The organism is Modestobacter sp. VKM Ac-2985, assembly GCF_026967925.1.
Lineage (GTDB): Bacteria > Actinomycetota > Actinomycetes > Mycobacteriales > Geodermatophilaceae > Modestobacter.
On the sequence record NZ_JAPVBI010000002.1, the window covers coordinates 19848 to 37933 of the forward strand.

Sequence of the window (18086 nt, forward strand, 5' to 3'; positions counted from 1 at the left end):
TGTCCACTTCGGGCAGATCGTACCCACCGCGAGGAGCACACCGTGGAACAGCGACCCCTGGGCCGGACCGGCATGTCCGTCAGCCAGCTCTGCCTCGGCGCCATGATGTTCGGCGCCGTCGGCAACCCCGACCACGACGAGGGCGTGCGGATCGTGCGCCGCGCGCTCGACGCCGGGATCACGTTCATCGACACCGCCGACGTCTACTCCGGTGGCGAGTCCGAGGAGGTCGTCGGCAAGGCGCTGGCCGGCGGCCGGCGCGACGCCGTCGTCCTCGCCACCAAGGTCGGCCTGCCGTTCGGCCAGGACGCCAACCAGCGCGGCATGTCGCGGCGTTGGATCACCCAGGCGGTGGAGAACTCGCTGCGCCGGCTGGGCACCGACTGGATCGACCTCTACCAGGTGCACCGCCTGGACCCGGCCACCGACGTCGACGAGGCGCTCGGCGCACTGTCGGACCTGGTGCACGCCGGCAAGATCCGGACCTTCGGCGCCTCGACGGTGCCGGCGTCGGAGATCGTCGAGGCACAGTGGACCGCCGAGCGCCGGGGCCGCGAGCGGTTCCGCACCGAGCAGCCGCCGTACTCGGTGCTCACCCGCGCCGTCGAGGCCGACGTCCTGCCCACAGCCCAGCGGTACGGGATGGGCGTGCTCAGCTACAGCCCGCTGGCCGGCGGCTGGCTGTCCGGCAAGTACCGGAAGGGCCAGGAGGTCAGCGGGCCGGGCTCGGTCGGCCGCGCCCAGCGGTTCCCCGGCGTCTACGACGCCGCGAACCCGGCCAACGCCGCCAAGCTCGACGCCGCCGACGCCCTGGGCGCGCTCGCCGACGAGGCCGGGCTGACGCTGGTGCAGCTGGCCATCGCGTTCGTCGTCCGGCACCCGGCGGTGACCTCGGCGATCGTCGGCCCGCGCACGATGGAGCACCTGGAGTCCTACCTGGCCGCCGACGGGGTCGAGCTCTCGGCCGACGTGCTCGACCGCATCGACGCGATCGTCCCGCCCGGCCACACGGTCAACGTCGGCGACAACATGTGGACGACGCCCGCCTTGGCCACGGCGGCCCGCCGCCGGTAGCGGTCCTGCGGCCCGGACCGGCGGCCTCGCCGGCCCGGGTCAGTCGAGGACGGCGGTGACCTCGAGCTCGACCAGGAAGTCGGGGTCGAAGAGCACCGACACCCCGATCATGGAACCCGGGGCAGCGGGGGTGACGCCCAGCCGCGCCGCCGCCCGGGCCACCCCGTCGAGGAAGGCGGGCATCTTGTCCAGCGTCCAGTCGACGACGTAGAGGGTCAGCTTGGTGACGTCGGCGAAGGTGGCGCCGACCTCGGCCAGCGCAGTGCCCGCGTTGAGGTAGGCCTGCTCGACCTGGGCGGCGAAGTCGCCCACGCCCACCTTCTCCCCCGCGGCGTCGACGGCGACCTGGCCGGCGACGGACACCAGTCGCGAGCCGCTCGCCACCGAGACCTGGTGGTACATGTCGGTGGCCGGCAGCCCGCTCGGGTTGACCAGGGTGATCGCCATGCTGGCTCCTCCTTCGAGCACACCCGGCCGTTCCGGGCTGCGCTGAACATAGCATTGCTATGCCATGTAGTCTTCCGGCCATGGCCCGCCCGAAGGACCCGGCGGTCCGCACCCAGCTGATCGAGCGGGCCGCCGTCATGCTCCGGGCGCGCGAGCCGATCACCCTGCGCTCGCTGGTCGCCGGCACCGGCGTCTCGACGATGGCCGTCTACACGCACTTCCACGGCATGGACGGCCTGTGGCAGGCGGTGCGCCAGGAGGGCTTCACCCGGCTGGGCGCCCGGCTGGCGAGCGTGGCGACGTCCGACGACCCGGTGCGCGACCTGACCGCGCTGGCCGCGGCCTACCTGGACAACGCGCTCACCCATCCCGACCTCTACCGGGTGATGTTCGACGCGAGCGTCGACCTGGAGGACCTCCCGGCCGCCGACGCCACCCTGGAGCACCTGGTCCAGGCCGCCGGCCGGGGCCGGGACGCCGGGCGCGTCCGCGCCGACGTCGTCCCGCTGGACCTGGCGATCCAGAGCTGGGCGATCGGCCACGGGCTGGTCTCCCTGGTCGCCACCGGTCCGCTGCCGCGCGAGGCCCTCGATCACGGCCCGCTGCTGCTCAGCGCGCTGTTCACCGCCTGCGGCGACGACCCCGAGCGCGCCCGCGCCTCGGTGGAACAGGGCTGGCACCGCCCGGCCCCGGACGACGAGGTCCCGCGCCCCGGCTGACGTCCGTGGCGGGCGGGGTGCGCCGTCTCCGCCACTCGCTCGCAGATCCCGGTGACGAACCGGTTCCGACGGCGCACGAGGCTGCCGAGAACCCAGGCATGAGCATCCACGCTGCTGCCGAGCGCGCCACCACGGACGCGCAGGCCATCGAGGAGATGGCCACCGCTGTCCTGGCGTCCATCGCAGGCATCCACGCCGATGGCCTGGCCGCCGTCGCCACCATCGCGGAGAACCCGGCTTCGGTCCGGATGCCCCTGCCCGAGGCCGCCCCGGTGGCCGAGCCGGTCCGGGCCGTGGAGCCCCCGGCAGCCGAGACCCCGGCGGCCGAGACCACGCCCGAGCCGGTCCAGGTCATCCGCGCGGCGCCGCCGCTCCCGCCCCGGGGCCGGCACCTGGCCGAGGCCCTCACCGACCAGCTCCCCGCCCAGCACGCCGCCTGATCCGCACAGCGCTGTGCGCTGACCGTCGACCCCGCTGCGGAGGAGCGACGATCAGCGCACAGTGATCGGTCCAGCGATGGATCAGCCGACGGTGACGTCGCCCGCCGGCACCTCGACGTGGTAGCCCAGGGCGGTCAGCGCGGCGGCCTGGTCGGCGGGCAGCGCCAGGCCCTCGACGAAGCCGTCGGCGTTCGGCACGACCTCACCGGTGAAGGAGACCAGGTCCCCCGGGGCGACGCTCACCGGGGACTCACCCGGCTCGACCAGCTGGACCCAGATCCGGGACTGCTCGTTGCCGACCCAGAACCCCTCGTCGGTGGGGACGGCCAGCACCGGGACGAGGGTGGCCACAGCCGGGACGTCGGGCAGCTCGGCCAGCGCGGCCTGGGGGTCCACCTCGGCCAGCAGCGGCGGGATCGCCACGCCACCGGCCACGAACGACCCCGGCACGACGGCGGCCTCGGCCTCCCCGGCCCCGTCCTCGACAGCCCCGTCCTCCACAGCCCCGTCCTCGCCGGCCTCGTCCTCCACAGCCCCGAGGTCGTCCAGCACCCCGACGTTGGGCAGGGGCTCGGTGTCCTGCTCGAGGACCTCGGCCTCCTGGTTGTAGAGGTCGACCGCGGTGACGCCGTCCTCCTCCTCCACACCGCACCCGGTGAGCACCAGGGCGAGTGCGGCCGCTCCGGTGACCGGCACCGAGACCAGGCGGCTGCGCCGACCCGGACGGGCGGAGGACGAGCGGAACAGGGGGGAGGTGCGCATGACGGTCTCCTCACCAGGCCGTGCCGGCCCAGGATGTCGTGTGTCGGCCCGTGGCGATCGCCGCGCATGACGCAGGCGGCCCGCAACTCCGTGGTTGCCCACCGGATCGGCTCCTGCACGACGCCGGCCTGGACCGTCACCGGATCGATACCTCACACGCGGGCAGCGCCCCACCGCCCGGACGGCCGCGGGCGCCGGGTCACCGGCGCATCAGGGGAAGGACGCCCGCCGGCGCCGGGACGCATCGCCCACGGCGCCGACGGGAGGGCCCGCGGCTCAGCTCTGGCTGAGCTGCAGGGTCGGGTAGTCGGTGTAGCCCTCGGCGCCGACGGCGTAGAAGGTCGCCGGGTTCGGCTCGTTCTCCGGGTGCTCGCCGGCCCAGCGAGCGACCAGGTCGGGGTTGGCGATGACCGCGCGGCCGACCGCGACGGCGTCGGCGTGCGCGGCCTCGATCAGCTGCACCGCCTCGGCGCGGGTGGTCACGGTGCCGAAGCCGCTGTTGGCGACCAGCGGACCGCCGAACCGGCGACGCAGCTCCTGGACGAGGTCGCCGGCCGGCTCGGAGTGCAGCACCGACAGGTAGGCCAGGCCCAGCGGGCGGAGCGCGTCGAGCAGTGCGCCGTAGGTGGCCCGGACGTCGTCCGGGTCGGTCTCCAGCACGTCCTGGATGTTGTGCGCGGGGGAGATCCGCAGCCCGACCCGGCCTGCACCGATCGCCTCGGCGACCGCGGTGACGACCTCGACCACGAACCGGGCACGGTTCTCCGGGGAGCCGCCGTACACGTCGTCCCGCTGGTTGGACGCCGGGGACAGGAACTCGTGCAGCAGGTAGCCGTTGGCGCCGTGCACCTCCACGCCGTCCAGGCCGGCGGCGATGGCGCGCTTCGACGCGGCGACGATGTCGGCCAGCGTGGCGCGCGCCTCCTCGGTGGTCAGCGCGTGCGGCACCGGGTAGGCCGCCTTGCCCTTCGGGGTGTGCGCCTCGCCCTGGATGGCGATGGCCGACGGCGCGACGATCCGGTCGGTGCCGGTGATGTCGGTGTGCGAGACCCGGCCACCGTGCATCACCTGCATCACGATCCGCCCGCCCCGGGCGTGCACCTCGTCGGCGACCCGCCGCCAGCCGGCCTCCTGCTCGTCGTCGGTGATCCCGGGCTGGCCGGGGTAGGCGCGCGACTCGACGTTCGGGTAGGTGCCCTCGGTGATGATCAGGCCGACGTCGGCCCGCTGGGCGTAGTGCTCGATCACCAGGTCCCCGGGGACGCCGGCGGCACCGGACCGCATGCGGGTCAGCGGCGCCATGACGACGCGGTTGGCGAGCTCGAGGTCGCCGAGCGTGATGGGGGAGAACAAGTCCATGGTCGGTGGAAGGTCGTTGCCCCGGCGCACCATTCCAGTCGGACGCCGACTGCGGCGACCGTCACTCCGCGACGACACCCTGCCGATGAGCGACCTGGGAACTCGAGGGACGGAGCCCGGGAGGGGACATGGTCACCACATCGGTCGTGGGCCTCCTGGGGATTGGTGTCGTCGCCGGAGCGGTAGCCGCAGGGTGGCCGCGTCAGCAACTCCGCCGATCACGCATCCGCTGGGTTCTCTTGTTGAATTGCATCGGCGTCGTCGCGGCCATCGCGTCAGTAGCTCTCGGCGCACTGCTCGTCTTCGGAATCCGAGAACACCAGCTCATCGAGGCAACCGGTGCCGCGACGCTGTGCGCTGGTGCGGTGGTCCAATTCCTCCAGATTGCGGAGGACATGACGGAGCGCTGGGCTGAGCGGTTCAGTCTCGTCGGGTGGGGACTCGTGCTAGTCGGTTCTGGCGTCGCACTGTTCGCCATACTGCTCAAACCGGCTCCGACAGCGACCTGCACAGTGAGTTCGCCCCAGGTTGTTTGCGCGGTGACATTCGGCGACTGACTCCTCCGTCGTGGTGACCGGCGCCGAGTGACAGCTGAGCGGGCTTCCCCGGGCACGAGAGCCCGCTCAGCTGTCACTGGGCGAAGGCGCCTCCCCCTGCCGGTCGGTCAGTCGCTGTGCCGGGCGCCGACCACGGCCACCGCGAGCAGGCCGCCGAGCAGCCAGAACGCGGCGGAGACCCCGGCCGCCCCGGCGAGCAGTCCGGCCGCCGCCGGGGTGCCGACCAGCCCGACCCGGTTGCCCACCAGCCGCAGCGCCAGCGCGGTGCCGCGAGCGTCGTCCGGCACGGCCCGGATGATCAACGTCATCAGCAGCGGCTGACCCACGCCCAGCAGGAAACCGATCAGCGCGAGCAGTGCACCCAGCACCCAGACGTTGCCCGTGGCCGGCAGGAACGCCACGGCGATCCCCGAGCCGACGGTGCTCAGCACCACGAGCCGGGCCCGGCCGACCCGGACCAGCATCCGCTGCACCAGCACCCGGGAGGCCACGGTCGCGCCGGCCCGGACGCTGAGCAGCACCCCGACCACCGCCGGGGAGATGCCGCGGTCCTCCCCGAGCAGCGGCAGGTAGGCGGTCAGCAGGTCGACCGCCGCGGCCAGCACCAGGCTGGCGAAGATCCCGGAGCGCACCGGCGGCCGGCCGAGCAGCCGGAAGGCCGACGTCCGACCGGTCGGCCGGGCCGCGGCCGCCGGGAACCGCCGTCCGGCGGCGAGCCACCAGGACGCCGGCAGGGCGAGGGCACCCAGCGCGGCCGACAGCACAAGGGCGCGGGCCGTGCCGGTCGACAGCTCCCCCGGCGCGGTGGCCAGCACGGCACCGGCGAGCGCCGGCCCGACGAGCTGACCGGCGGAGACGACCGCGGTGAACAGCCCGAACCCGGAGTCCAGCCGGTCGCCGGGCAGCCGGGCGACGACGTTCTCCCCGCCGACGATGCAGCCGAGGTTGCCCAGCCCGAGCACCACGTTGCCGAGTGCCAGCGCCCGCAGCGAGCCACTGGTCGCCAGCAGCACGCAGCCGACGACCAGCAGCGCCACCCCGCTGACCAGGATCGGTTCCGGGCGCCAGCGGTCGGCGGCCCGGCCGAGCGGCAGCGCCACCACCATCGGCAGCAGCGCGAACGCCGCCGTCAGCAGGCCGATCTCGGTGGCCCCGGCGCCCAGGTCGATCGCCCGGTACGCGGAGACCGGCCGGGCGACCGCGATGGCCGCCTGGATCAGGGCCATCACGCCCAGCAGCTGGAACAGCCAGCGCGGCGAGCGCCCAGGAGTGGACGCCGCGGCGCCGGACGTCGACACCCCTGGACTCCCCGTCTGTGCAGGCGGCCCCGTCCCGGTGCGCGCCCTGAGCATCAGCCACCCGATGCCGGACTCCGCTCCGACCTCCGTGGCCCCGTGACCAGGGCCTGCCCTCAGCTCGAGGACGGGCCTTCCCTCAGGCGGACAGCCGACGGCCGGTGCTGGTGGAGAAGACGTGCTCCTCGCCGGGGCGGATGCTGAACCAGATCTCGCCGCCCTTGGCCGGTGGTCGCCGGGCGTCGACCCGGGCGACGATCTGCGCGGTCTCGCCACCGTGCAGGTGTTCGGCCAGCTCGGGGTCGGCGATCGAGGCGTAGACGAAGGCGTCGGAGCCCAGCTCCTCGACCAGGTCGACCTGGGCTCGGAAGCCCTTCCCGGGCTCGGCCAGCTCCATCGCCTCGGGCCGGAACCCGAGCGTGACGGACCGGTCCGACCCCGCTGCGGTCAGCGTCTCGCGCGGGAGCTCGACCACCACGTCGCCGAGCCGGGCACCGCCCTCGACCAGCGGCACCTCGGCCAGGTTCATCGCCGGGGAGCCGATGAAGCCGGCGACGAACACGTTGGCCGGCCGGTCGTACATCTCCCGCGGGCTGGCGACCTGCTGGAGGAGTCCGTCCTTGAGCACCGCGACCCGGTCGCCCATCGTCATCGCCTCGACCTGGTCGTGGGTGACGTAGACGGTGGTGATGCCCAGCCGGCGCTGCAACGAGGCGATCTGGGTACGCGTCTGCACCCGCAGCTTCGCGTCGAGGTTGGACAGCGGCTCGTCCATCAGGAACACCTGCGGCTTGCGGACGATCGCCCGGCCCATCGCCACCCGCTGCCGCTGACCACCGGACAGCGCCTTCGGCTTGCGGTCCAGGTAGGGCTCCAGGTCCAGCAGCTTCGCCGCCTCGACGACCCGCTCCCGGCGCTCCTCCTTGCCCATCCCGGCGATCTTCAGCGCGAAGCCCATGTTGTCCGCGACGCTCATGTGCGGGTACAGCGCGTAGTTCTGGAACACCATCGCGATGTCCCGGTCCTTCGGCGCCACGTCGGTGACGTCGGTCTCCCCGATCCGGATCGCGCCGCCGTCGACCTCCTCCAGGCCGGCGAGCATCCGCAGCGAGGTGGACTTGCCGCACCCGGAGGGGCCGACGAGCACCAGGAACTCGCCGTCCTCGATCTGCAGCTCGAGCTGGTCGACCGCCGGCTTGTCGCTGCCGGGGTAGAGCCGGGTCGCCTTGTCGTAGGTGACCGATGCCATGGGGAGCTCCCTCGCTCGTCCGCTGTCGCGCCTGTGACTGCCGTCACCGTACGGCAAGCGCTTTCCGCGATCAATGGTGGGTCGTGCAGGTCGATGGCTGCTCAGCCGTCCAGCGACTCCATCCGGTCGGTGGCGAAGACCAGCCCGTGGCCGGGCGCCGTCTGCGCCCGGAGCACGCCGTCGGCGATGGTCACCCCGCTGGGCTCGGCCAGCGCGCCGAGTGCGGCGAACGAGGCGTCCTCGACGTCCTCGACCATGGTGGCCAGCGGCAGGCACATCGCCAGCTGCCCGGATACGTCGGGCAGCAGGTGCGGGGCGACCGGCACGCTCGCCGCAGCCGCCAGCTGGGCGATCCGCAGGAACGGGGTGATCCCGCCGACCCGCACCACGTTGGGCTGGACGACGTCCGCGGCCCCGGAGGCGAGCAGCGCCCGGTACTGGAACGTGGTGTAGACGTTCTCCCCCACCGCGATCGGCACCCCCAGCCCGGCGTCGTGCAGCCGGCCCAGCGCCGGCAGGTCGTCGGCGACCAGCGGCTCCTCCACCCAGTACAGGTCGAAGGGGGCCAGCGCCCGGACCGCGCGCAGCGCCGTCGGCAGGTCCCAGCGCTGGTTCGCGTCGACCATCAGCCGCCGGTGCGGCCCGAGCGCCGCCCGGACGGCGGCCACCCGCTCGACGTCCTCGGCCAGGTCGGGCCGGCCCACCTTGATCTTCACCGCGGTGCACCCGTCGGCGACCCAGCGCTCGGTCTGCGCGACCAGCTCCTCGAGGGAGTAGTGGAAGTTGACCCCGCTGCCGTAGACGGCGACCGAGTCGCGCCGGCGGCCCAGGTGGTCGACCAGGCTCTGCCCGGCCGCCTTCGCCGACAGGTCCCACAACGCGGTGTCGACGGCGGCGATCGCCATCGTGGTCAGCCCGCCGCCCCCGGCCTCGTGCAGGTGCCACCACAGCCGGTCCCAGACGACGCCGGGCTCCACCGGCCCGCCCACGACCACCGGGGCGACGTCGTGGTCGACCAGCGCCTGCAGCGCCCGGGCCCCGATCGACGGCGTCCAGCTGAAGCCGGTGCCGGTGCGCCCGTCGCTGGTCTCCAGCTCGGTGACCAGCAGGTGCAGCGCCGGCACGTCGGCGCCCCACGGCCGGGCCAGCGGCAGCCGGAACAGCCGGCTGGACAGCCGGGCGACGGTGCTCATCGCAGCTCCGTCCGCCAGCTGCGGGACGCCGTCCAGCCCAGCAGCCGCTCCGCCTTGGCGCTGCTGAAGGCCGGGCTGGTGCCGGTGAGCCCGGCGGCCAGCTCGGGGGCCACCCCGGAGAACTCGGGCAGCAGCTCGGCCAGCGGCGCGTCCGCCAGCGCGTCCTGGGCGCCGACGAAGTACACCTCGCCGTTGGGCACCTCGCCGGCCTTGCCCAGCAGGGTGTCCAGGAAGTCCGCGCAGTCCCGGGCGTCGACGTAGTTGAACAGCGTGACCCCGCCGTACCGGGGGTCGGCGATCCGCTCGCGCACCGTGTGCCCCTGCTGGGTCGGCGCGCCGGCCCACTCCTCCGGCGCGATGACGAAGCACGGCCGGAACGCCGCCAGCCGCACCCGGTCGCCGTGCTGGGCGGCGAACATCCGCATGGTCTGCTCGGCGGCCAGCTTGGACAGCCCGTAGGCGTTCCACGGCCGCGGCGGATGGGCCTCGTCCAGCGGCAGGTACTGCGGCGCCCAACCGGCCGGGCTGCCGTAGCCCATCACCGTGGGGCTGCTCGCGGTCACCACGGTGCCGACGCCGAGGTCGACCGCCGCCTGCAGCACGTTGTAGGCCAGCGCGGTGTTGGTGGCGTGGATGACGGACTCGGGCCGGCTGAACGGGACCGCGATCGCCGCCAGGTGGACGACGGCGTCCGGGCGGTACCGGGCCATCACCCCGTAGGCCTGGCCGAGGTCGGTCAGGTCGGCCGGGAACGTGTCGGCGGCCTTCTCCAGTGGCGCGGCGGTGACGTCGACCGAGACCACCTCGTGCCCGGCGTCGGCCAGCCCGTCGACGACGCTGCGGCCCAGCCGGCCGGCGCCCCCGGTGACCAGCACCCTCATGCCGGCACCACGTCGGGGACGACGACGTCCAGGTACCGCCGCTTCACCGTCTCGACCACCTCGGCCTTGGGCTGGGCCCAGACGTCGGCGTTGAAGATCTCCACCTCGACGTCCCCGGTCCACCCCGCCGCCTCGACCGCGGCGACGAACGGCGGGAAGTCGATCACGCCGTCGCCCATGTAGCCGCGGGCCATCAGCGCGTCGGCCGGGATCGGCATGAGGAAGTCGCAGACCTGGAAGGAGGCGATCCGGTCACCGGCCCGGGCGATCGACCGCCAGACCTCCGGGTCCCACCAGAGGTGGAAGGTGTCGACGACGACGCCGACCTGCGCCGACGGGAAGGGCGCCGCGAGGTCGAGGGCCTGGCCGAGGGTGGAGAGCACGGCCCGGTCGGCGCAGTACATCGGGTGCAGCGCCTCCAGGGACAGCCGCACCCCGCGCTCGCCGGCGTAGGGGGCGAGCTCGGCCAGCGCCTCGGCCACCCGCTCGCGGGCGCCGGCGAGGTCGCGGGAGCCGGCGGGGAGCCCGCCGACCACCATGACCAGCGACTCGGCGCCCAGCGTGGCGGTCTCGTCGATCGCCCGCCGGTTGTCCTCGACCGCCGCGGCCCGGGCGGCCGGGTCGGTCGCGGTGAGGAACCCGCCGCGGCAGTGCGAGGTGACCCGCAGCCCGGCGTCCCGGATCAGCTTGGCGGAGCGCTCCAGGCCGTACTCGGCGACCGGCTCGCGCCAGGTGCCGAGCGCGGACAGCCCGGCCGCGGCCACGCCGTCGACGAAGTCGGGCATCGGCCAGCCCTCGACCGTCTTGTGGTTGATCGACAGGCGGTCCAGCCGGGGGTCGACGCTCACTGGGCCACCCCGACGGTCTGCAGGTAGGTGCGCATCCGGCCCGCGGCGAGCTCCGGGTCGGGCAGCAGCCCGGCGGCGTCGGCGAGCCGGAACACCTCGGCCAGGTGCACCGGGCTGCGCGAGCTCTCCAGCCCGCCGACCATCCGGAAGCCCGGCTGGTGGCCCGCCAACCAGGCCAGGAAGACGATCCCGGTCTTGTAGTAGTACGTGGGCGCGCCGAACAGGTGCCGGGACAGCGCCACGGTCGGCTCGAGCAGCCGGTCGTAGGTGGCCAGGTCACCACGGTCGAGTGCCTGCAGGGCGGTGGAGGCGGCCGGGGCGATGGCGTCGAAGATGCCCAGCAGGGCGTGCGAGTAGGACTCGCCGTCCCCGCGCACCAGCGTCGGGTAGTTGAAGTCGTCGCCGGTGTAGAGCCGGACGCCGTCGGGCAGCCGGCGGCGCATGTCCACCTCGTGCGCCTCGTCGAGCATCGAGACCTTGATGCCGTCGACCTTGGCGCTGTGGTCGGCGATCACCTGGAGCACCGTGTCGGTGGCCTCGGTGAGCTGCGCCGAGCCCCAGTAGCCGGCCAGCGCCGGGTCGAACATGGGGCCGAGCCAGTGCAGGACAACCGGCCGGGACACCTGCTCGAGCAGCCGGGCGTAGACCTTGGCGTAGTCCTCGGCGCTGCGGGCCACCCGGGCCAGTTGCCGGCTGGCCATGATGATCACGTTGGCGCCGGCGCCCTCGACCACCTCGATCTGCTCGAGGTAGGCGGCCAGCACCTCGTCGGTGCTGGCCAGCTCGGCCGGCGCCTGGTCGGTGCCCGCCCCGCAGGCCAGCAGCCCGCCGCAGGCCCGGGCCTCGGCGGCCGAGCGGCGGATCAGCTCGGCCGTGGTGCTCCACGGCATGCCCATGCCGCGCTGGGCGGTGTCCATCGCGTCGGCGACGCCCAGGCCGTAGGACCACAGGTGCCGGCGGAAGGCGAGGGTCGCCTCCCAGTCGACGTCCACCGGCGCGCCGGGGGTGTTGTCGCCCAACGGGTCGGCGACCACGTGCGCCGCGGCGTAGGCGGTGCGGCTGGTCAGCGGTCCGTCGGGGCGGGTGAAGGCGCCGGGCTCGCCGAGCTGGTGCTCGGCGAGCGTGCCGTCGGTGCGGGGCAGGCGGATCGCCGTCACACCGTCACCTCGGGGATCTCGATCCGGCGGCCCTCGGCCGAGGACTGCAGGCCCAGCTCGGCGACCTGCACGCCGCGGGCACCGGCGAGGAAGTCGTAGGGGTGCGGGGCGTCCTCGAGCACGTGCCGGAGGAACTGCTCCCACTGCGCCCGGAAGCCGTTGTCCAGGTCGGCGTTGTCCGGCACGACCTGCCACTGGTCCCGGAACGGCTCGGTGACCGGGAGGTCGGGGTTCCAGACCGGCTTGGGGGTGGTGGCCCGGTGCTGGACCTTGCACTCGCGCAGCCCGGCGACGGCACTGCCCTCGGTGCCGTCGACCTGGAACTCGACCAGCTCGTCCCGGTAGACCCGCACCGCCCAGGAGGAGTTGATCTGCGCGATCACGCCGCCGGGCAGCTCGAAGATGCCGTAGGCGGCGTCGTCGGCGGTGGCCGGGTAGGACTGCCCGTGCTCGTCGATCCGGGTCGGGATGTGCGTGACCGCCTTGGCGGTGACCGCCTCCGGCCGGCCGAAGAGGTTCTCCAGCACGTAGGACCAGTGGCAGAACATGTCGACGACGATCCCGCCGCCGTCCTCCTTGCGGTAGTTCCAGCTGGGCCGCTGGGCCTCCTGCCAGTCGCCCTCGAACACCCAGTAGCCGAACTCGCCGCGCACCGACAGGATCTCGCCGAAGAAGCCACCGTCGATCAGCCGCTTCAGCTTGACCAGGCCGGGCAGGTAGAGCTTGTCGTGGACGACGCCGTTCTTGACGCCCGCCTCGGCGGCCAGCCGGGCCAGCTCCAGAGCGCCCTCGAGCGACTCCGCGGTCGGCTTCTCGGTGTAGATGTGCTTGCCGGCGGTGATCGCGGCCTTGATCGACTTCTCCCGCGCCTGGGTCACCTGCGCGTCGAAGTAGATCGGCGCGGAGTCGTCCCGCAGCGCCTCGTCGAGGTCGGTCGTCCACCGCTCGATGCCGTGCTGGGCGGCGAGCTCGGCCAGCTTGCGCTCGTTGCGGCCGACCAGGATCGGCTCGGGGACGACCCGGCTGCCGTCGGCGAGCAGGAGGCCACCGGCGTCCCGGATCGCGAGGATGGACCGGACCAGGTGCTGGCGGTAGCCCATCCGGCCGGTGACGCCGTTCATGATGATGCCGATCGAGCTGGACACGGTTCTTGCCTCCGAAGCGGGTGAGGGGGTCATCGGGTGCTCCCGGCGGGAGCGGCTGCGGCCTGGGGCCGCAGCGGGATGCCGAAGTCGGCCAGGTGGACGACCTGGCCGGTGGTCAGTGCCTGGTTGGCGGCCGCGCCGACGAGCACGCTGCGGACGCCGTCGAGCCAGCCGGCTGCCTGGCCCAGCGGGTCGGGCCGGGTGCCGGGGCGGAAGAGGTCGTCCAGCAGCACGGCGTCGCCACCGCCGTGGGCGCCGGCCCCCTCGGGGACCGGGATCCGCTGGGCGGTCTCCCAGCGGCGCTGCAGCACCAGCTCGGTGCCCTCGGTGCGGGCACCGGACGCCGCCGCGACCTCCTCCGGCGTGGCGCTGGGGTCGACGGCGACGCCGAACCCGCCGATGACGTCGTCCGCGGCCACCACCGCCGCCCGCTCGACCACCGACAGCTCGATCCGGCCCTCGGTGCCGTTGATGCTCACCCGGTAGCCCTCCCAGGGGCCGTGGGCGTTGAGCGAGTAGCTGAGCATCGGGCCGCCGGCGTAGCGGAGCAGCAGCGCCATGTTGTCCTCGATGGTGATGCCCGGGGAGAACACGTCCTGGTCGCGGATGTAGCCGTCCTCGGCCTCCGCCTCCAGGTAGAGCTGGCGCAGCCGGTCGTTGCCGGCCAGGTCGAGGGCGAACGGGTCGCGGTGGGCGTCCGGGGCGCCGTGGCTGCGCGCCGGGCGGTCGCCCAGACCGCGCTCCTTCGCGTTGGCGTCGCCGTAGAAGCGCAGGTCACCCAGGGCGAAGACGGTCTCCGGGACCGCATCGACCCACCAGTTGACCAGGTCGAAGTGGTGGGTGGCCTTGTGCACGAACAGGCCGCCGGACAGCGACTTGTCCCGGTGCCAGCGGCGGAAGTAGTCGGCGCCGTGGACGGAGTCCAGCACCCACTCGAAGTGCACCGAGGTGACCGCACCGATGACGCCCTCGGCGATGAGCCGGCGGACCTCGGCGTTCCGCGGCGAGTACCGGTAGTTGAAGGTGACGACGAGGTCGCGGCCGCTGTCGGCGACGGCATCGGCGATCGTGCGGCAGCCCGCGGCGTCGACGGTGAGCGGCTTCTCGGTGATCACGTCGTACCCGGCACGCAGCGCCCGGGAGACGTGCTCGGCGTGCGTGTGGTCGACGCTGGCGACGATGACGGTGTCCGGCCGCTCGCGCTCGAGCATCGTGTCGAGGTCCTCGGGCACGTAGGCCGGGAGTGGGGCCGCGTCGGGGTGGGCGGCGGCGAACTGGCGCTGGTGGTAGGCCATCCGCGTGCGGTTGGGGTCGCAGAGGGCGACCAGCCGACCGACGTCGGCGTGGCTGCCCAGCAGCGCGGCGACGTACATCTCGGCGCGGTGGCCGGTGCCGACGATCGCGTAGCGACGTGGCGCCGGGGCTCCGGACGGGTCGGTGGTGGTCACGTCTCCCTCTCGACTGTTCGGCAGGTGGTCCGGGGACCGGGGCCAGGGGGCGGCCGATGACCGGCCGCCCCCTGGCCGGGGGTCACGCGATGGCCGACTCGACCTCGGTGATGAACTGCTCGGCGGCGTCCTCCACCGAGATCTGGTCGAACAGGATCTGCTCGGTGTAGCGCTGCAGGATCGCCTGCACCTCACCGGCGCCCTGCGGGGGCAGCGCCGGCGGCTCCTGCAGGCTCGGGGTGATCTCCTCGACGAAGGCCACCGCGGCCTGGCCGGCGGGGTCCAGGGTCGGGGCGATCTGGTCGCGCAGCTCGGTGTTCACCGGCAGCCCGCGGTCGGCCTTGACGATGTTCACCGCCTCCTCGGAGTTGATCAGCCAGTCGAGGAGCATGGCCGCCTCCTGCGGGCTCTCGCAGTCGCTGCTGATCGCCCAGAACATGGCCGGCTTCAGGTACATGCCGGTCTCCCCGTCACCCTCCGTGGTGGGGAACGGGAGGAACTGCAGCTCGGTGCCGGCCCCGGCGGTCAACGCCGGCAGCTCGTTGGTCCACCAGAAGCCGGAGGCCCCGGCGCCGGTGGCGACCAGCGCCTGGTCGACCCCGCCGTTGAACACCTCGACGGTGGTCGACGGCGGCGGCTCGGCCCCGGTGGTCGAGGCCTCCTTCTCGATCGCCCACCAGTCGGCCAGGGTCTCCGCGGTGAAGCCGATCTCGCCGTTCTCGTCGAACAGCGCCTCACCCTGCTCGCGGGCGTAGACCTCGAAGTTGGTGTCCCCACCGTTGAGGCCCATCGCCTGCATCCCGTACACCTGGCCACCGGTGGCCTGGGTGACCTGGGCGGCGGTGTCGACCATCTCGTCCCAGGTCCAGGACTCGCCGTCGGGCACCTCCACCCCGGCGGCGGCGTAGGCCGCGGGGTCGATGACGACGGAGAAGGCGTTCACGCCGGTGGGGATGGCGTAGGTGGCGTCCTCGACCGTGCCGGTCTCGGCGACGTTCTGGTCGAGGTTGCTGGTGTCGATCGTGCCGTCCTCGATGTACGGGGTGAGGTCCAGCAGCGCCCCACGGTCGGCGTACTCCCGGACGTACCGGGTGTCCTGCTGCATCAGGCAGGGCGCGTCACCGCCGGCGGTGCTGGTGGCCAGCCGGTCCCAGTAGTCGGCGAAGCCGGTGAAGTCGCCCTCGACCGTGACGCCCTCGTTCTCCGACTCGTAGAGGTCGATCAGCTCCTGGGTGGCGGCGTGCCGGGTGTCGCTGCCCCACCACGACATCCGCATGGTGACCGGCCCGTCGTCGCGGGTCGTGCCCCCGTCGGCGGCTGCGCCGCCTCCGTCGTCGCCACCGCAGGCCGCGGTGGTCAGCAGCAGTCCGAGGACGCCGCCGGTGACGCCGATGCGGGTGGGCCAGGGCGTACGCGCCCCATTGCTCCGGTTCGTGTGCACGTTCCTTACCTCCTTGTAAGTGCTGCGTGAGATGTCGGGTGAGGTGCCGGGTGTCGTCACTTGAGACCCGTGGTGGCGATGCCTCGGACGAGATAGCGCTGGCCCGCGAGGAAGAAGCCGAAGACCGGCGCCAGGGCGACGATCGACATGGCGAAGACGGGACCCCACGGCGTCTGGCTCGTCGCGTCGACGAACGTCCGCAGGGCGACCGGGACGGTGTACATCTCCGGGTCGGTCAGGAAGATCAGCTGGCTGAAGAAGTCGTTCCAGGTCCAGATGAAGGTGAAGATCGCCGTGGTGGCCAGGGCCGGCACCGACAGCGGGATCACGATCCGCCAGAAGATGGCGAAGTGCCCGCAGCCGTCGATCCGGGCGGCCTCGTCCAGTTCCAGCGGGATGCCCCGGATGAACTGCACCATCAGGAAGATGAAGAAGCCGTCGGTGGCCAGCAGCTTCGGCACGATCAACGGCCAGTAGGTGTTGATCCAGTCGAGCTCGGCGAACAGGATGTACTGCGGCACGATCACCACGTGGATCGGCAGCATCATCGTCCCGAGCATCACCGCGAACCAGAACTTCTTGAACCTGAAGTCGAGCCGTGCGAACGCATAGGCCGCCGCGGAACAGGCCAGCAGGTTGCCGATGATCGAGCCGACGACGATGACCAGCGAGTTCCAGATGTAGTGGCCGAAGTCCCGGGGCAGCGCCGTCCAGCCGTCGGGGTAGTTCTCCGTGGTGACCCGCTCGGGGATCAAGCCGGTCTGGCTGAAGATGTCCTCGGTGAACTTGAACGAGCTGGAGAGCATCCACAGCAGCGGGTAGAGCATGAGCAGCGCGCCCAGGATGAGCACGATGTGCGCCAGCCAGCGCGGCCGCTGCTTCTTCTTCCGGTCGGGCAGCTTCTCCGTGGCAGCCACAGGGGGGGCCACGGTCAGGTCAGTCGCCATAGAACACCCAGTACTTCGCTGCGATGAAGTTGATCGCGGTCAGCCCACCGACGATGAGCAGCAGGAACCAGGCCAGCGCCGAGGCGTAGCCCATGTCGAAGTTGCCGAAGCCGCGCTGGTAGAGGTAGAGCGTGTAGAAGAGCGTCGAGTCCGCCGGGCCACCCGTGCCGCCGCTGACGATGAACGCCTGCGTGAACGTCTGGAACGCGTTGATGGTCTGCAGCACGAGGTTGAAGAAGATGATCGGCGAGAGCAGCGGCAGCGTGACCTGCACGAACTGCCGGACCTTCCCCGCGCCGTCCAGGGACGCCGCCTCGTAGTACATCGTCGGGATCTGCCGGAGCCCGGCCAGGAAGATGACCATCGGGGCGCCGAACGTCCAGACGTTCAGGATGATCAGCGTGCCGAGGGCGTAGTCGGGGTCGGAGACCCAGCCGGGCGGGTTCTCGAACCCCACGAACCGGAGCACCTGGTTGAGCAGCCCGTCGGAGCCGAAGATCTGCCGCCACAGGATGGCGATCGCGACGCTGCCGCCGATCAGCGAGGGCAGGTAGTAGATCGACCGGTAGAGGGCCAGGCCGCGGAGGCCGCGGTCCAGGATCATCGCCAGGAACAGTGCGAACGCCAGCTGGATCGGCACCGAGACGACGACGTAGATGAACGTGACCTTCAGCGACTGGTAGAACCGCGGGTCGTCGAACATCCGCTGGAAGTTGTCCAGCCCGATCCACTCCGGCGCGCCGATGAGGCTGTAGTCGGTGAAGGACAGGTAGGCGGAGGCGGCGATGGGCCCGGCGGTGATGAACAGCAGGCCGGCGAACCACGGGGCCAGGAACAGGTAGGGCGTGAGCCAGCCGGACCTCCGTCTCCGTGCACGGGAGGCAGCGCGGCTCGCGCCCCCGGGAGCCTCGCCGTGCGAGCGTTCGCGCGGCGGGACGTCGAGCGTTGACGACACGGGCTCTCACCTCTCTGTGCAGCTCGTCGGACCTCGTCGTCCGGTGCGTCTGGTGTGCAGCAGGTCACATGCTCGGTAAGCGCTTTCTAGACCCTCGTCCGGGACCCTGTCAACGCTCGGCGAGGGAGCCCTGACCACCCGGCTGGAGCTGTGCGCTGCCTCACAACTG

18 protein-coding genes are annotated in these 18086 nt (G+C 72.6%); 4 read left to right on the forward strand and 14 right to left on the reverse strand.

Features of this window, described 5'->3' with window-relative positions:
• The first annotated feature begins 42 nt into the window (after positions 1-42).
• Positions 43-1074, forward strand: a complete 1032-nt coding sequence (locus O2V61_RS09275; protein WP_269183026.1) for an aldo/keto reductase — start codon at positions 43-45, stop codon at positions 1072-1074.
• A 39-nt stretch (positions 1075-1113) separates the two neighbouring features.
• Here O2V61_RS09275 and O2V61_RS09280 read toward each other — a convergent pair whose 3' ends face one another.
• Positions 1114-1521, reverse strand: a complete 408-nt coding sequence (locus O2V61_RS09280; RefSeq protein WP_269183027.1) for a RidA family protein — start codon at positions 1519-1521, stop codon at positions 1114-1116.
• Positions 1522-1601: 80 nt separating this feature from the next.
• Here O2V61_RS09280 and O2V61_RS09285 point away from each other — a divergent pair, with 80 nt between their 5' ends.
• The gene (locus O2V61_RS09285) at positions 1602-2240 is read left to right on the forward strand and encodes a TetR/AcrR family transcriptional regulator (RefSeq protein ID WP_269183028.1); all 639 of its coding nucleotides are present in this window, start codon (positions 1602-1604) and stop codon (positions 2238-2240) included.
• Positions 2241-2338: 98 nt separating this feature from the next.
• On the forward strand, positions 2339-2680 hold the full coding sequence (locus tag O2V61_RS09290; protein ID WP_269183029.1) for a hypothetical protein: 342 nt from the start codon (positions 2339-2341) through the stop codon (positions 2678-2680).
• Positions 2681-2761: 81 nt separating this feature from the next.
• Here the strand turns inward: O2V61_RS09290 and O2V61_RS09295 are convergent, their stop codons facing one another.
• The gene (locus O2V61_RS09295; protein WP_269183030.1) at positions 2762-3442 is read right to left on the reverse strand and encodes a hypothetical protein; all 681 of its coding nucleotides are present in this window, start codon (positions 3440-3442) and stop codon (positions 2762-2764) included.
• 276 nt (positions 3443-3718) lie between these two features.
• Positions 3719-4801, reverse strand: a complete 1083-nt coding sequence (locus tag O2V61_RS09300; protein ID WP_269183031.1) for an alkene reductase — start codon at positions 4799-4801, stop codon at positions 3719-3721.
• Positions 4802-4929: 128 nt separating this feature from the next.
• Here O2V61_RS09300 and O2V61_RS09305 point away from each other — a divergent pair, with 128 nt between their 5' ends.
• Positions 4930-5358, forward strand: a complete 429-nt coding sequence (locus O2V61_RS09305) for a hypothetical protein (RefSeq protein WP_269183032.1) — start codon at positions 4930-4932, stop codon at positions 5356-5358.
• 107 nt (positions 5359-5465) lie between these two features.
• On the opposite strand, the gene O2V61_RS09310 is transcribed toward O2V61_RS09305, so the two are convergent.
• The 11 genes from O2V61_RS09310 to O2V61_RS09360 all read right to left on the reverse strand — a co-directional run bounded on the left by O2V61_RS09310 (position 5466) and on the right by O2V61_RS09360 (position 17917).
• The gene (locus tag O2V61_RS09310; RefSeq protein WP_269183033.1) at positions 5466-6656 is read right to left on the reverse strand and encodes an MFS transporter; all 1191 of its coding nucleotides are present in this window, start codon (positions 6654-6656) and stop codon (positions 5466-5468) included.
• A 136-nt stretch (positions 6657-6792) separates the two neighbouring features.
• Positions 6793-7902 (reverse strand): ABC transporter ATP-binding protein, encoded by a 1110-nt coding sequence (locus tag O2V61_RS09315; protein WP_269183034.1) that lies wholly within the window; start codon positions 7900-7902, stop codon positions 6793-6795.
• Positions 7903-8003: 101 nt separating this feature from the next.
• Positions 8004-9095: a mandelate racemase/muconate lactonizing enzyme family protein gene (locus O2V61_RS09320; protein WP_269183035.1), complete on the reverse strand. Its 1092-nt coding sequence runs from the start codon at positions 9093-9095 to the stop codon at positions 8004-8006.
• A complete protein-coding gene (locus tag O2V61_RS09325; protein ID WP_269183036.1) occupies positions 9092-9976 on the reverse strand; it encodes an NAD-dependent epimerase/dehydratase family protein in 885 nt (294 codons plus the stop codon). Before O2V61_RS09325 ends, O2V61_RS09320 begins: the two co-directional genes overlap by 4 nt.
• Positions 9973-10824 carry a sugar phosphate isomerase/epimerase family protein gene (locus tag O2V61_RS09330; RefSeq protein WP_269183037.1) on the reverse strand — a complete coding sequence of 284 codons (852 nt, stop codon included), beginning with the start codon at positions 10822-10824 and terminating at the stop codon, positions 9973-9975. The genes O2V61_RS09325 and O2V61_RS09330 overlap by 4 nt, the downstream gene beginning before the upstream one ends.
• Positions 10821-11981 (reverse strand): dihydrodipicolinate synthase family protein, encoded by a 1161-nt coding sequence (locus tag O2V61_RS09335; RefSeq protein ID WP_269183038.1) that lies wholly within the window; start codon positions 11979-11981, stop codon positions 10821-10823. Before O2V61_RS09335 ends, O2V61_RS09330 begins: the two co-directional genes overlap by 4 nt.
• Complete coding sequence (locus O2V61_RS09340) at positions 11978-13126, reverse strand: Gfo/Idh/MocA family protein (protein ID WP_269183039.1); 1149 nt, start codon at positions 13124-13126, stop codon at positions 11978-11980. The genes O2V61_RS09335 and O2V61_RS09340 overlap by 4 nt, the downstream gene beginning before the upstream one ends.
• A gap of 29 nt (positions 13127-13155) precedes the next feature.
• Positions 13156-14574: a Gfo/Idh/MocA family protein gene (locus tag O2V61_RS09345; RefSeq protein ID WP_269183040.1), complete on the reverse strand. Its 1419-nt coding sequence runs from the start codon at positions 14572-14574 to the stop codon at positions 13156-13158.
• Positions 14575-14656: 82 nt separating this feature from the next.
• The gene (locus O2V61_RS09350) at positions 14657-16015 is read right to left on the reverse strand and encodes an ABC transporter substrate-binding protein (protein ID WP_269183041.1); all 1359 of its coding nucleotides are present in this window, start codon (positions 16013-16015) and stop codon (positions 14657-14659) included.
• A gap of 56 nt (positions 16016-16071) precedes the next feature.
• Positions 16072-16932: a carbohydrate ABC transporter permease gene (locus tag O2V61_RS09355; RefSeq protein WP_269169747.1), complete on the reverse strand. Its 861-nt coding sequence runs from the start codon at positions 16930-16932 to the stop codon at positions 16072-16074.
• 19 nt (positions 16933-16951) lie between these two features.
• Positions 16952-17917, reverse strand: coding sequence for a carbohydrate ABC transporter permease (locus O2V61_RS09360; RefSeq protein ID WP_269183042.1), 966 nt, complete (start codon positions 17915-17917; stop codon positions 16952-16954).
• Between the last annotated feature and the right edge of the window lie 169 nt (positions 17918-18086).